A 12370-nucleotide genomic window follows, 5' to 3' on the forward strand; every position below is an offset into this window, starting at 1 on the left:
GCGGCAGCTTTAATTCACAAAAATCGCAAAGCATATACAACGGCACGCCCTACTCCACCGTCACCGACTTGGCCAGGTTACGTGGCTGGTCCACATCCGTGCCCTTCAATACCGCCACGTAGTACGACAGCAACTGCAGCGGGACGGTGTAGAGAATCGGTGCCAAGGCATCGATGATGTGCGGCATGGCCACAACCGTGGTGCCTGTACCGCTGCTCAGCTGTGCTTCTACATCGGCAAACACTACCAGCTCTCCACCGCGTGCACGGACTTCCTGCAGGTTGGATTTCAGCTTTTCCAGCAGCTCGTTGTTGGGCGCAACGGTTACCACGGGCATGTCAGCATCTACCAACGCGAGTGGACCATGCTTGAGTTCGCCCGCCGGATAGGCTTCAGCGTGGATATAGGAAATTTCCTTGAGCTTCAAAGCGCCTTCCATGGCCACTGGGAATTGGGCACCGCGGCCAAGGAACAGGGTGTGATGCTTTTCGGCAAACAACTCGGCCACTTTTTCTACCGTTGCGTCCATGGCCAAGGCTTCGCCCAGGCGTACCGGTAGGCGGCGCAGCTCTTCCACCAGTTCGGCTTCCAGGCCAGGCGCCAGCGAGCCCTGCGCTTGCCCAAGGGCAAGGGTCAGCAACATCAGGCCCACTAACTGAGTGGTAAAGGCCTTGGTGGACGCCACGCCAATTTCCGGCCCTGCATGGGTCAACAGGGTAAGGTCGGACTCACGCACCAGCGAGCTGATGCCCACGTTGCAAAGGGCGAGACTGCCGGCAAACCCTAATGCCTTGGCATAGCGCAGTGCTGCCAGGGTATCCGCCGTTTCACCGGACTGGGAGATGGTCACGAACAAGGTGTCCTGGGGCACCACCACTTTGCGGTAGCGGAACTCACTGGCCACTTCTACCTGACAAGGGATGCCGGCCAGGCCTTCGAGCCAATAGCGGGCTACCATGCCAGCGTGGTAGCTGGTACCGCAGGCCACGATTTGCACATGGCGTACGCGCTTGAACAACGCCAATGCACCCGGCCCAAAGGCGTCAATCAGCACCTGGCCCTGGCCAAGCCGCCCTTCCAAGGTGCGTTGTACTACCGTAGGCTGCTCGTGGATTTCTTTAAGCATGAAGTGGCGGTACTCGCCTTTGTCCGCCGCCTCGGCGCCTTCACGGTGCTGTACCACTTCACGTTGAACAGGCTGCCCGTCCCGGGTCCAGACCTGAAGGCTGTCCCGAAGAATCTCGGCAATGTCACCCTCCTCCAAGTACATGAAGCGATCGGTTACCTGGCGTAGCGCCAATTGGTCCGAGGCTAGGTAATTTTCGCCCAGGCCCAGGCCAATCACCAGCGGGCTTCCGCTACGGGCGGCTACTAGCCGATCAGGCTCTTCCAGGTTGATGGCGGCTAGGCCATAAGCACCGTGTAGCTGCTTGACGGTTGCCCTCAATGCCTCAATCAACGCGCCTGTACGCTGCAGCTCAAGGTGAAGCAGGTGCGCAATCACTTCGGTGTCCGTCTCGGACTCAAACACGTATCCCTGGGCGACCAAGGCTGCACGCAGGGGTTCGTGGTTTTCGATGATACCGTTATGAACTACCGCCACATTATGGGAAAAGTGGGGGTGGGCATTGCGCTCATTCGGCGCACCATGGGTGGCCCAGCGGGTATGTGCGATACCCAGGCGCCCTGCGAGAGGCTGCTGTGCAAGAGACGCTTCCAGTTCGCTGACTTTGCCGGTGCGGCGGCGGCGCTCTAGTGTGCCGCTGGTGGTCACCAATGCAACGCCGGCGCTGTCATACCCACGGTATTCCAGGCGCTTGAGACCTTCGATCAGGATGGCCGTGATATTACGTTCGGCAATGGCGCCAACGATTCCGCACATAGATTTACTCCTGGCTTGGGGTAGCGCATATCAGCCTTACGCCGCGCGCCTGGATGTGCTCGCGTGCCGCAGGCGGCAAACGGTCATCCGTAATGAGGGTATGGACGCTGCTCCATGGCAGCTCAAGGTTGGGAATGCGACGGCCTACTTTATCGGCCTCAGCGAGCACGATGACTTCCCGTGCTGCCTCGGCCATCACTCGACTTAGGCCCAGCAACTCATTGAACGTGGTGGTGCCACGCTCAAGGTCCAGGCCGTCGGCACCGATGAACAGCTGATCGAAATCATAAGAGCGCAATACTTGCTCGGCGACCTGGCCCTGGAAGGATTCCGAATGAGGGTCCCAGGTGCCTCCGGTCATTAGCAATACCGGCTCGGGCTCAAGCTCCCGGAGAGCGGTAACGACTTGCAAGGAATTAGTCATCACCACTAACCCTGGTTGCCTACCCAAGTGCGGAATCATTGTCGCCGTAGTGCTGCCGCTGTCGATGATGATACGCGCGTGCTCTTTGATCAGCCCCACCGCCGCTTTGGCAATGGCTTGCTTATGAACCGAAACTTTCTGAGCAGGCTCGGCAATCATCTCTTGGGGGACTGGTACGGCCCCACCATAGCGACGTAGCAGCAGGCCGCTGATCTCCAAGGCACCTAAATCCTTTCGGATAGTCACTTCGGATGTCTGAAAATGCCGTGCCAGCGCTTCTACCGTGACTTCGCCCTGCTTATTCAGGAGGGCGATGATGGCATGGCGGCGCTGAGGGGTATCACGTTTCGTCATGGTTACGCGATCTTTCGATTCGAAAGTTAATGCGCGCATTCAACCTGTTCGTGAGTAGGCTGTCAACCTCCATCAGCTGCGCCCCTACAACAGGCCTATGTGTCAGGGCTTCTTCTTTTCCGGCCGTTTCCAACCGTCGATATTGCGTTGCCTGGCACGGGCCACACCCAGCTGTTGCTCGGGTATGTCTGCAGTGATAGTGGAACCTGCCGCCGTGGTAGCGCCGTCCCCCACTTTCAACGGCGCAACCAGCGCGTTATTGGACCCGATAAAGACATCCGCACCCAGCTCGGTACGGTGCTTGTTAGCGCCATCGTAGTTGCAGGTAATGGTTCCAGCACCAATGTTGGCGCGAGCGCCAATGGAAGCGTCGCCTAGGTAGCTCAGGTGGCCGGCCTTGGCGCCTGGCCCCATGTGTGCATTTTTCAACTCGACGAAGTTACCCACATGGGCTTTTTCCTCAAGCACGGTACCAGGCCGCAGGCGAGCGAACGGGCCTGCGTCTGCACCCTCCCCTACAGTAGCGCCTTCCAAGTGCGTAAAAGGCTTGATGATAGCGCCACGCTTGAGCGTGCAGTCTTTGATGAAAACGTTGGCACCTATCTGTACGTCATCCTCGATCACAACGCGGCCCTCAAGCAACACGTTCACATCGATCATGACATCGCGGCCGGCGATGACCTCTCCTCGAACATCCAGCCGAGCGGGGTCACGCAGCGTTACACCCACCGCCATTAGCCGTTCCGCTTCACGTTGTTGATAAAAGCGCTCTAGCTCTGCCAACTGACGACGGTCGTTTGCGCCTTGGACTTCCATAGGCTGCATGGCAGTCTCTGTGGCAACTTCCAGACCATCCGCCACAGCCATGGCAATGATATCGGTGAGGTAATACTCGCCTTGCACGTTGTTGTTGGACAGCCGAGCCATCCAACCTGCCAGTAGGGCTGTTGGCAAAGCAAGAATACCGGTATTCCCTTCACGCACCTGCCGCTGCGCCTCGGTGGCGTCCTTGTGCTCGACAATAGCCGTTACCCGCCCTTGGGCATCACGGATAATGCGACCGTAGCCCGTAGGGTCTGCAAGGTTGACTGTCAGCAGCGCTACCTGGGTTTCACTGGCCTTGGCAAGCAGGGCCCTCAAGGTTGCAGGTTGAATAAGGGGGACGTCCCCATACAGCACAAGCGTGGTGGAGGAAGCCAGGCCAGGCTGGGCTTGCGCCACCGCATGGCCAGTGCCTAGCTGCTGCGCCTGCACTACGAAGTGGATATCGCTCGCTTGCAAAGCAGCACGAACCTGCTCCGCACCATGACCAATCACCACATGGATACCCACAGGGGCTAACTCACGTGCGCTGTGGATAACATGGCCCAACATAGAGCGACCGGCTACTGGATGAAGCACCTTGGGCAATGCAGAACGCATGCGCGTCCCTTGGCCAGCCGCAAGGATAACGATATCAAGAGACATAAAAGCCCTGAGGATAAAAAAGAAAAAGGGTAGCCGAGGCTACCCTTTTACTCAATCACTCAAGAAGCGGCAGAGTTATCCACCGTACTTCTTGCGAATTTGCTGCACTGTACGGAGCTGAGCGGTGGCTTCGGCCAAGCGCGCCGCAGCGGCGCTATAATCGAAGTCCGTTCCTTTCTCATTCAGCGCTTTCTCGGCAGCCTTAACAGCATTCTGAGCCGAGGCTTCATCAAGGTCGGCGGCACGTTGCACGGTATCGGCCAAGACCTTTACCACGTTCGGCTGCACTTCAAGGAAGCCACCGGAGATGTAGAACACCTCGGCCGCGCCACCCTGCTTGATCAAGCGGATCGGACCTGGCTTCAGGTCCGTCAGCAACGGCGCATGGCCTGGAGCGATACCGAGATCACCCAGGTTGCCGTGCGCAATTACCATCTCTACCAGGCCGGAGAAGATTTCCCCTTCAGCGCTGACGATATCGCAATGGACAGTCATAGCCATCTACCTTGCCTCAACCTGAAAGCGCCCGTTACCGGGCGCCGGGATTACAGTTTCTTGGCCTTCTCGATCGCTTCTTCGATGCCGCCGACCATGTAGAACGCCTGTTCTGGCAAGTGGTCGTAGTCACCGTTGAGGATGCCTTTGAAGCCTGCGATGGTGTCTTTCAGGGAAACGTATTTACCCGAGGCACCGGTGAAGACTTCGGCCACGAAGAACGGCTGGGACAGGAAGCGCTGGATTTTCCGAGCACGGGAAACCAGCTGCTTGTCTGCTTCGGACAACTCGTCCATACCGAGGATGGCGATGATGTCTTTCAGTTCCTTGTAGCGCTGCAGCACGTACTGAACGCCGCGAGCGGTGTCGTAGTGCTCCTGGCCGATCACCAGTGGGTCCAGCTGGCGGGACGTGGAGTCCAGCGGGTCCACAGCAGGGTAGATACCCAGCGAGGCGATGTCACGGGACAGTACCACGGTCGCATCAAGGTGAGCGAAAGTGGTAGCTGGCGACGGGTCGGTCAAGTCGTCCGCGGGAACGTAAACGGCCTGGATCGAGGTGATCGAACCATTCTTGGTGGAAGTGATGCGCTCCTGGAGGACGCCCATCTCTTCTGCCAAGGTCGGCTGGTAACCTACGGCCGAAGGCATACGGCCCAGCAGTGCAGATACTTCGGTACCGGCCAGGGTGTAACGGTAGATGTTGTCGACGAACAGCAGAACGTCGTTACCTTCGTCACGGAATTTCTCAGCCATGGTCAGGCCGGTCAGCGCTACGCGCAGGCGGTTTCCTGGCGGCTCGTTCATCTGGCCGTAGACAAGGGCTACCTTGTCCAGAACGTTGGAGTCTTTCATCTCGTGGTAGAAGTCGTTCCCTTCACGGGTACGCTCGCCCACACCAGCGAACACGGAGTAACCGCTGTGTTCCATGGCGATGTTACGGATGAGTTCCATCATGTTAACTGTTTTGCCCACACCGGCACCGCCGAACAGGCCAACCTTGCCGCCTTTGGCAAACGGGCATACTAGGTCGATAACCTTGATACCGGTTTCCAGCAGATCGTTGCCGCCAGCCTGCTCCGCGAAGGAAGGGGCTGCACGGTGGATACCCCAGCGCTCTTCGGTATCGATCGGGCCAGCTTCGTCAATCGGGTTACCCAATACGTCCATGATGCGACCCAGGGTGGCCTTGCCAACCGGGACTGCAATGGCTGCATTGGTGTCGATCACGTTCAGGCCACGCTTCAGCCCTTCGGTGGAACCCATGGCAATGGTACGAACCACGCCGTCGCCCAGCTGCTGCTGAACTTCCAGGGTGGTTTCCGCGCCTTGTACCTTCAGCGCGTTGTAGATGCTCGGTACGCTATCGCGTGGGAATTCCACGTCGATCACGGCGCCGATGATTTGAACGATACGTCCGCTACTCATAGCTGGATCCTCTGAATATTTGAACCGTTAAACCGCGGCAGCGCCGCCGACGATTTCCGAGATCTCTTGGGTGATCGCAGCCTGACGCGCCTTGTTGTAGATCAGCTGCAATTCGCTGATCAGGTCACCGGCGTTGTCGGTGGCGTTCTTCATGGCGATCATCCGCGCCGCTTGCTCAGAAGCGTTGTTCTCCACCACTGCCTGGTAGACCTGCGACTCCACGTAACGCACCATCAGGCCGTCCAGCAGCTCTTTGGCGTCGGGTTCATACAGGTAATCCCAGTGATGCTTGAGCGCTTGATCCGGGGTTGCAACCAACGGTACCAACTGCTCTACCACAGGCTTTTGCACCATGGTATTTACAAACTTGTTGGACGCTACACACAGGCGATCGATACGGCCCTGAAGGTAGGCGTCCAGCATCACTTTGACGCTACCGATCAGATCATTGATCGACGGCTCTTCGCCCAAGTGGCTTATTGCTGCAACCACGTTCCCGCCAAAACTGCGGAAGAACGTTGCGCCTTTGCTACCCACCACGCACAGGTCGATTTCCACGCCCCTTTCGCGGTTGGCAGCCATGTCCTTGACCAGCAACTTGAACAGGTTGGTGTTCAAACCACCGCACAGGCCACGATCACTGCTCACCACGATATAGCCCACGCGCTTTGCTTCGCGGTCGAGCATGAACGGGTGACGGTATTCAGGGTTGGCGTTGGCCAGATGCCCGATTACCTGGCGGATGTGGTCCGCGTAGGGGCGGCTGGCGGCCATGCGCAGTTGTGCCTTGCGCATTTTGCTGACCGCCACCTTTTCCATGGCGCTGGTAATTTTTTGCGTGCTTTTGATGCTCGCAATCTTGCCGCGAATCTCTTTTGCGCCTGCCATGTCTCACCTATCAGGTTAGCAAGCGGGGGCCGAAGCCCCCGCTGCGGCTTACCAGGTCTGGGTGGCCTTGAACTTCTCGATACCCGCCTTGATGCCGGCATCGATCTCGTCGTTGAAGTCACCCTTCACGTTGATCTTCGCCAACAGGTCGGCGTGATCGCGGTTGAAGTAAGCAATCAGCGCCTGCTCGAAGCTGCCGATCTTGGCAATTTCGATGTCGGTGAGGAAGCCACGTTCAGCGGCATACAGCGACAGGGCCATCTCAGCGATGGACATTGGCGCGTATTGCTTCTGCTTCATCAGCTCGGTAACGCGCTGACCATGCTCCAGCTGCTTGCGGGTTGCTTCGTCCAGGTCGGAAGCGAACTGCGCGAACGCAGCCAGTTCACGGTACTGGGCCAGCGCGGTACGAATACCACCGGACAGCTTCTTGATGATCTTGGTCTGAGCGGCACCACCTACACGGGATACCGATACACCGGCGTTGACCGCCGGGCGGATGCCCGAGTTGAACATGCCCGACTCCAGGAAGATCTGGCCATCGGTGATCGAGATCACGTTGGTTGGAACGAACGCGGAAACGTCGCCAGCCTGGGTTTCGATCAGCGGCAGAGCCGTCAAGGAACCGGTTTTGCCAGTAACAGCACCGTTCGTGAACTTCTCTACGTATTCTTCGGAAACGCGGGAAGCGCGCTCCAGCAAGCGGGAGTGGAGGTAGAACACGTCACCTGGGTAGGCTTCGCGCCCTGGTGGACGACGCAGCAGCAGGGAGATCTGACGGTAGGCTACGGCCTGCTTGGACAGGTCATCGTAAACGATCAGAGCATCTTCACCGCGGTCGCGGAAGAATTCGCCCATGGTGCAGCCCGAGTAGGGTGCCAGGTATTGCAACGCAGCCGATTCGGAGGCCGAGGCAGCTACGATAATGGTGTTTGCCAGCGCGCCATGCTCTTCGAGCTTGCGAACGATGTTGGCAATGGTCGACTGCTTCTGACCGATAGCCACATACACGCAGAAGATACCGCTGTTCTTCTGGTTGATGATGGCGTCGATGGCCATTGCAGTTTTACCGATCTGACGGTCACCGATGATCAGCTCACGCTGGCCACGGCCTACCGGGATCATGGCGTCGACTGCCTTATAGCCGGTCTGCAAGGGCTGGTCGACGGATTTACGCCAGATCACGCCCGGTGCGACTTTCTCGACCGCGTCGGTTTCGGTGTGGCCCAGAGGGCCCTTGCCGTCGACCGGGTTACCCAGCGCATCGACCACACGGCCCAGCAGGGCCTTGCCAACCGGCACTTCCAGGATACGGCCGGTGCACTTGGCACTCATGCCTTCGGCCAAGGAGTTGTAGGCACCCAAGACTACGGCGCCAACCGAGTCCTGTTCCAGGTTGAGCGCCATACCAAAGACGCCATCAGGGAACTCGATCATTTCGCCGTACATGACGTCGGCCAGACCGTGGATCCGCACGATACCGTCAGACACACTGACTACGGTACCTTCATTGCGGGCCTGAGAGGTGACATCGAGTTGTTCGATGCGCCCCTTGATGATTTCGCTAATTTCGGAAGGATTGAGTTGCTGCATTGCTCTGCTGCCCCTTCAAACTCAAGATTTCAGTGCTTCGGCCAGTTGCGCGATTTTGCCGCGCACCGAGCCATCGATTACCAGGTCACCGGCGCGGATAACGACGCCACCGATCAGGCTGGCATCCTCCGCAGCGTGCAGTCGCACTTCCCGGCCGAGCCGTGCACTGAGAACCTTGGCGAGTTTGTCTTGCTGTTCTTGGTTCAATGCGAAGGCACTGGTGACGTTCACATCCACGGATTTTTCCTGCTCGGCCTTGTACAGGTCGAACAACGCCGAGATCTCCGGCAACAGCAGGAGTCGGTCATTTTCCGCGGCAACGTGAATGAAATTACGTGCCTGTGCATCAAACTTCTCACCGCATACCTGAATAAAGGCTGCGGCCTTTTCTGCGCTCGTCAGTCGCGGGGCCTTGAGCAATTGCTGCATGGTGCCGTCTTCAGACACCGCTGCAGCCAGGCCGAGCATGGCTGACCAATTGGCCAGTTGCTGGTGGGCCTGGGCATGCTCGAAGGCCGCCTTGGCATAAGGTCGGGCCAACGTGGTCAGTTCTGCCATGATCGCCCTCGCTTAAATTTCAGAGGCCAGTTTATTGACCAGCTCCGCGTGCGCAGTTTGATCGATAGACGATCCCAGGATCTTCTCGGCGCCAGTGACAGCCAGCAAGCCCACTTGGGCACGCAAGGCATCCTTGGCACTGTTCAGTTCCTGCTCGATCTCTGCCGAAGCCTGTACTTTGATGCGTTCAGCCTCGACGCGAGCCTGTTCCCGGGCTTCGTCGACAATCTGCGTACCACGCTTCTTGGACTGTTCGATGATTTCGGCAGCTTGTGCCTTGGCATCGCGCAGTTGTTGACCCGCTTTATCTTGGGCCAATTCCAGGTCGCGAGCAGCACGGCTGGCAGCGTCCAGACCATCAGCGATCTTCTTCTGGCGTTCCTGCAGAGCCGCGATGACCGGAGGCCATACGAACTTCATGCAGAACCACACGAAAATGAAGAACGCAACGGACTGGCCTATCAGGGTTGCATTAATGTTCACGCCAACACCTCGCTCGTTCTTTGCACATCACACCTACTCACTCAGGAGAGAGTGATCAACCAGCGATCTGACCAACGAAGGGGTTCGCGAAGGTGAAGAACAGTGCGATACCAACGCCGATCATGGTCACGGCGTCCAGCAGGCCGGCGACGATGAACATTTTGACCTGAAGCATAGGGACCATTTCTGGTTGGCGAGCAGCGCCTTCCAGGAACTTGCCGCCCAGCAGGCCGAAGCCGATAGCGGTACCCAGTGCGCCCAGGCCGATCAGCAGAGCAACAGCGATAGCGGTCAGACCAACTACAGTTTCCATCTTTCCTCCCGACTTTTTACGTCGTATTGGTTAGGTTTTCTTAGGTTTAAAGCGGTAAAGCAAAGGAGTAGCAAAGCCGTCTCGGCACAGGCGCCGGGGTGCGGCCTTCTTTCCTGACAGCTGTGATGCCGCCAGGAAAGACATAAGACGCGCCAGACGAGCCTTAATGGTTATCTTCGTGGGCCATCGACAGGTAGACGATGGTCAGCATCATGAAGATGAACGCTTGCAGGGTAATGATCAGGATGTGGAATACCGCCCACGCCCATTGCAGGACAACACCCAGGCCACTAAGCCAGAGCAGACCGCTACCGAACATTACCGCAATCAGAATGAACACCAGTTCGCCGGCATACATGTTGCCGAACAACCGCAGTGCCAAGGAAATTGGCTTCGCAATCAGCGTCACGAACTCAAGCAGGAAGTTGACCGGGATGAGCAGGATCTGCACAGCGGTGTTTTTGCTGCTGAAGGGGTGCAAGGTGAGCTCGCCGATGAAGCCGCCCAGGCCCTTGACCTTGATGCTGTAGAAAATGATGAGCGCGAACACTGACAGTGCCATGCCCAACGTAGCATTCGGGTCAGTAGTGGACACTGCACGGAAGGCGATTTCGTGGTTGCCGGTCAGCTTGGCCGCTACCTGAGGAATCCAGTCGACCGGGATGAGGTCGATGGCGTTCATCAGGAATACCCAAGCGAAGATGGTCAATGCCAGGGGCGCGATAACAGCGCTACGGCCATGGAAGCTGTCCTTCACACTGCCATCGACAAACTCGACCAGCACTTCGACGAAGTTCTGCAAGGCGCCAGGCTGGCCGGAGGTTGCCTTGCGTGCTGCCATGCGGAACAGCAGAACGAAGATCACACCCAAGGCAACGGACCAGCCCAAGGTGTCGACGTGGAAAGCCCAGAAACCCATGGCCTTGGCCTCGGCAGCGCTGTGGGCAAGGCCCCAGCTACCGTCGGCAAGTTGACCGAAAGTCAGGTTCTGAAGGTGGTGCTGTATATAGCCCGAAGCGGTTTCTGCTGCCATGGTTGCCTCAAACGCCCTAAGGTCTTGAAAATCTTGTTTTCATGAGCAGAGGTGCGAACCAGTTGACCAGTTGAGTCAACAGGAACACGCCGAACAGCGCCAATGGCGCCAGCGGCTTTACCCCTACGAACGTCAGTGCAAACAGCACTGCCGTTAAAATCAGTTTGCCTGCCTCGCCGGCGTAAAAGGACCGGACGATAGCCTGTGCTGCTCGGGCACCGCTGAAGCGGAAAGCCTTCGAAGCAAAATAAACATTGGGCAGCCAGCCGATCAGGCCTCCACACATGCCTGAATAGCCGCTGACCGGCCCGTGCCACTGCCACAGCACCAAGGCTGCCAGCAGTAGAGTGATCAATTGAGCCATCAGGACGGGGAAAACTGCCCAGCGATGGAACGGCAAGCGGTTTGGCGTGCGGGTTTCCATCGATTTGGCTCCTGAAGGTCGGCCTGCCGAACAACGACGACTTGGCATAGAATGTGCCGACAAAATGCGCGCAGAGTATAGGGGCGGTTCAGCCCCTGTTCAACTACCGGCGTGGCTTTTCCGACTGCTCGCCTGAAACTTGATGTTTCAGCGAATGTGAGCAAGGACCCCCTGCAGCTCATCCAGCGAGTTGTACCGAATGACCAACTGCCCTTTCCCCTTCCCACCATGGCGTATCTGCACTGCAGAGCCCAGCCGCTCTGCCAGGCGCTGTTCCAGCCGAGCGATATCCGGGTCGGTCTTGACCTCCTTCGCAGGCTGTTCTGTCGTGTTCAACCATTGGCGAACCAATGCCTCGGTTTGGCGCACAGTGAGGCCGCGTGCGACAACATGTCGCGCCCCCTCAAGCTGGCGCTCGTCCGGCAGGCCTAGCAATGCCCTGGCATGTCCCATCTCCAAGTCACCGTGCGCCAGCATGGTTTTAATACCTTCGGGCAGCGTGATCAGCCGCAACAGGTTGGTAACCGTCGCGCGGGATTTGCCCACTGCTTCGGCCACCTGTTGCTGTGTCAGCTGAAACTCTTGCTGTAACCGTTGCAAGGCAATGGCTTCTTCAAGCGGGTTGAGGTCTTCGCGCTGGATATTCTCGATCAGCGCCATGGCAATTGCCGTTTCGTCCGGTACTTCTCGAACCATGGCAGGGATACGCTCCTGCCCGGCCTGTTGGCTGGCTCGCCAACGGCGTTCACCGGCAATGATCTCATAACGGCCCTTGGCTATCGGCCGTACTACGATCGGCTGCATCACGCCTTGTGCACGGATGGACTGCGCCAGCTCTTCCAGCGCCTGCGGGTCCATATCCCGCCGAGGCTGGTACTTGCCTCGCTGAATCACATCCAGCGGCAGGTACTGCAGTTCTTTTTCCTCAAGCCCGACCGCTTGTGCTTCCAAGGCTGAAGCGGTTGGCGCGCTCAGCAGCGCATCGAGCCCCCGGCCCAACCCTCGTTTTTTGACAGCCATTGCGTTTCC

Annotated in this window: 13 protein-coding genes; all 13 read right to left on the reverse strand. The window is 58.1% G+C overall.

Going from position 1 to position 12370, the window contains the following annotated elements; all coding sequences use genetic code 11:
- Positions 1–49: 49 nt before the first annotated feature.
- Positions 50–1882, reverse strand: a complete 1833-nt coding sequence (glmS, locus tag HBH25_RS18855; protein WP_168085481.1) for a glutamine--fructose-6-phosphate transaminase (isomerizing) — start codon at positions 1880–1882, stop codon at positions 50–52.
- 4 nt (positions 1883–1886) lie between these two features.
- The gene (locus tag HBH25_RS18860; RefSeq protein WP_168085482.1) at positions 1887–2660 is read right to left on the reverse strand and encodes a DeoR/GlpR family DNA-binding transcription regulator; all 774 of its coding nucleotides are present in this window, start codon (positions 2658–2660) and stop codon (positions 1887–1889) included.
- A gap of 102 nt (positions 2661–2762) precedes the next feature.
- Complete coding sequence (gene glmU / locus HBH25_RS18865) at positions 2763–4127, reverse strand: bifunctional UDP-N-acetylglucosamine diphosphorylase/glucosamine-1-phosphate N-acetyltransferase GlmU (protein WP_168085483.1); 1365 nt, start codon at positions 4125–4127, stop codon at positions 2763–2765.
- A 75-nt stretch (positions 4128–4202) separates the two neighbouring features.
- Complete coding sequence (locus tag HBH25_RS18870; protein WP_168085484.1) at positions 4203–4628, reverse strand: F0F1 ATP synthase subunit epsilon; 426 nt, start codon at positions 4626–4628, stop codon at positions 4203–4205.
- 44 nt (positions 4629–4672) lie between these two features.
- Positions 4673–6049, reverse strand: coding sequence for a F0F1 ATP synthase subunit beta (gene atpD, locus HBH25_RS18875; RefSeq protein ID WP_168085485.1), 1377 nt, complete (start codon positions 6047–6049; stop codon positions 4673–4675).
- 27 nt (positions 6050–6076) lie between these two features.
- The gene (atpG, locus tag HBH25_RS18880) at positions 6077–6937 is read right to left on the reverse strand and encodes a F0F1 ATP synthase subunit gamma (RefSeq protein ID WP_168085486.1); all 861 of its coding nucleotides are present in this window, start codon (positions 6935–6937) and stop codon (positions 6077–6079) included.
- Between the two features lie 48 nt (positions 6938–6985).
- The gene (gene atpA / locus HBH25_RS18885) at positions 6986–8530 is read right to left on the reverse strand and encodes a F0F1 ATP synthase subunit alpha (RefSeq protein ID WP_168085487.1); all 1545 of its coding nucleotides are present in this window, start codon (positions 8528–8530) and stop codon (positions 6986–6988) included.
- 21 nt (positions 8531–8551) lie between these two features.
- Positions 8552–9088 (reverse strand): F0F1 ATP synthase subunit delta, encoded by a 537-nt coding sequence (locus HBH25_RS18890; protein ID WP_168085488.1) that lies wholly within the window; start codon positions 9086–9088, stop codon positions 8552–8554.
- A 12-nt stretch (positions 9089–9100) separates the two neighbouring features.
- Positions 9101–9571, reverse strand: coding sequence for a F0F1 ATP synthase subunit B (locus tag HBH25_RS18895; protein WP_168085489.1), 471 nt, complete (start codon positions 9569–9571; stop codon positions 9101–9103).
- Positions 9572–9626: 55 nt separating this feature from the next.
- Positions 9627–9884 carry a F0F1 ATP synthase subunit C gene (gene atpE, locus HBH25_RS18900; RefSeq protein WP_003097235.1) on the reverse strand — a complete coding sequence of 86 codons (258 nt, stop codon included), beginning with the start codon at positions 9882–9884 and terminating at the stop codon, positions 9627–9629.
- Between the two features lie 163 nt (positions 9885–10047).
- Positions 10048–10917 carry a F0F1 ATP synthase subunit A gene (atpB, locus tag HBH25_RS18905; protein ID WP_168085490.1) on the reverse strand — a complete coding sequence of 290 codons (870 nt, stop codon included), beginning with the start codon at positions 10915–10917 and terminating at the stop codon, positions 10048–10050.
- Between the two features lie 16 nt (positions 10918–10933).
- Positions 10934–11341: a F0F1 ATP synthase subunit I gene (locus HBH25_RS18910; RefSeq protein WP_168085491.1), complete on the reverse strand. Its 408-nt coding sequence runs from the start codon at positions 11339–11341 to the stop codon at positions 10934–10936.
- Positions 11342–11488: 147 nt separating this feature from the next.
- Entirely contained in the window at positions 11489–12361 is an 873-nt protein-coding gene (locus HBH25_RS18915) for a ParB/RepB/Spo0J family partition protein (protein ID WP_168085492.1), read from the reverse strand.
- Between the last annotated feature and the right edge of the window lie 9 nt (positions 12362–12370).

The sequence above is a fragment of the Pseudomonas quercus genome (genome assembly GCF_012033695.1).
In the GTDB taxonomy this organism is placed as follows: Bacteria; Pseudomonadota; Gammaproteobacteria; order Pseudomonadales; family Pseudomonadaceae; genus Aquipseudomonas; species Aquipseudomonas quercus.

What these genes read in the sequence shown, in the direction of transcription:
- glmS (WP_168085481.1), bottom strand. Translation starts at nt 1,882, where the DNA reads ATGTGCGGAATCGTTGGCGCCATTGCCGAACGTAATATCACGGCCATC.
- HBH25_RS18860 (WP_168085482.1), bottom strand. Translation starts at nt 2,660, where the DNA reads ATGACGAAACGTGATACCCCTCAGCGCCGCCATGCCATCATCGCCCTC.
- glmU (WP_168085483.1), bottom strand. Translation starts at nt 4,127, where the DNA reads ATGTCTCTTGATATCGTTATCCTTGCGGCTGGCCAAGGGACGCGCATG.
- HBH25_RS18870 (WP_168085484.1), bottom strand. Translation starts at nt 4,628, where the DNA reads ATGGCTATGACTGTCCATTGCGATATCGTCAGCGCTGAAGGGGAAATC.
- atpD (WP_168085485.1), bottom strand. Translation starts at nt 6,049, where the DNA reads ATGAGTAGCGGACGTATCGTTCAAATCATCGGCGCCGTGATCGACGTG.
- atpG (WP_168085486.1), bottom strand. Translation starts at nt 6,937, where the DNA reads ATGGCAGGCGCAAAAGAGATTCGCGGCAAGATTGCGAGCATCAAAAGC.
- atpA (WP_168085487.1), bottom strand. Translation starts at nt 8,530, where the DNA reads ATGCAGCAACTCAATCCTTCCGAAATTAGCGAAATCATCAAGGGGCGC.
- HBH25_RS18890 (WP_168085488.1), bottom strand. Translation starts at nt 9,088, where the DNA reads ATGGCAGAACTGACCACGTTGGCCCGACCTTATGCCAAGGCGGCCTTC.
- atpE (WP_003097235.1), bottom strand. Translation starts at nt 9,884, where the DNA reads ATGGAAACTGTAGTTGGTCTGACCGCTATCGCTGTTGCTCTGCTGATC.
- atpB (WP_168085490.1), bottom strand. Translation starts at nt 10,917, where the DNA reads ATGGCAGCAGAAACCGCTTCGGGCTATATACAGCACCACCTTCAGAAC.
- HBH25_RS18910 (WP_168085491.1), bottom strand. Translation starts at nt 11,341, where the DNA reads ATGGAAACCCGCACGCCAAACCGCTTGCCGTTCCATCGCTGGGCAGTT.
- HBH25_RS18915 (WP_168085492.1), bottom strand. Translation starts at nt 12,361, where the DNA reads ATGGCTGTCAAAAAACGAGGGTTGGGCCGGGGGCTCGATGCGCTGCTG.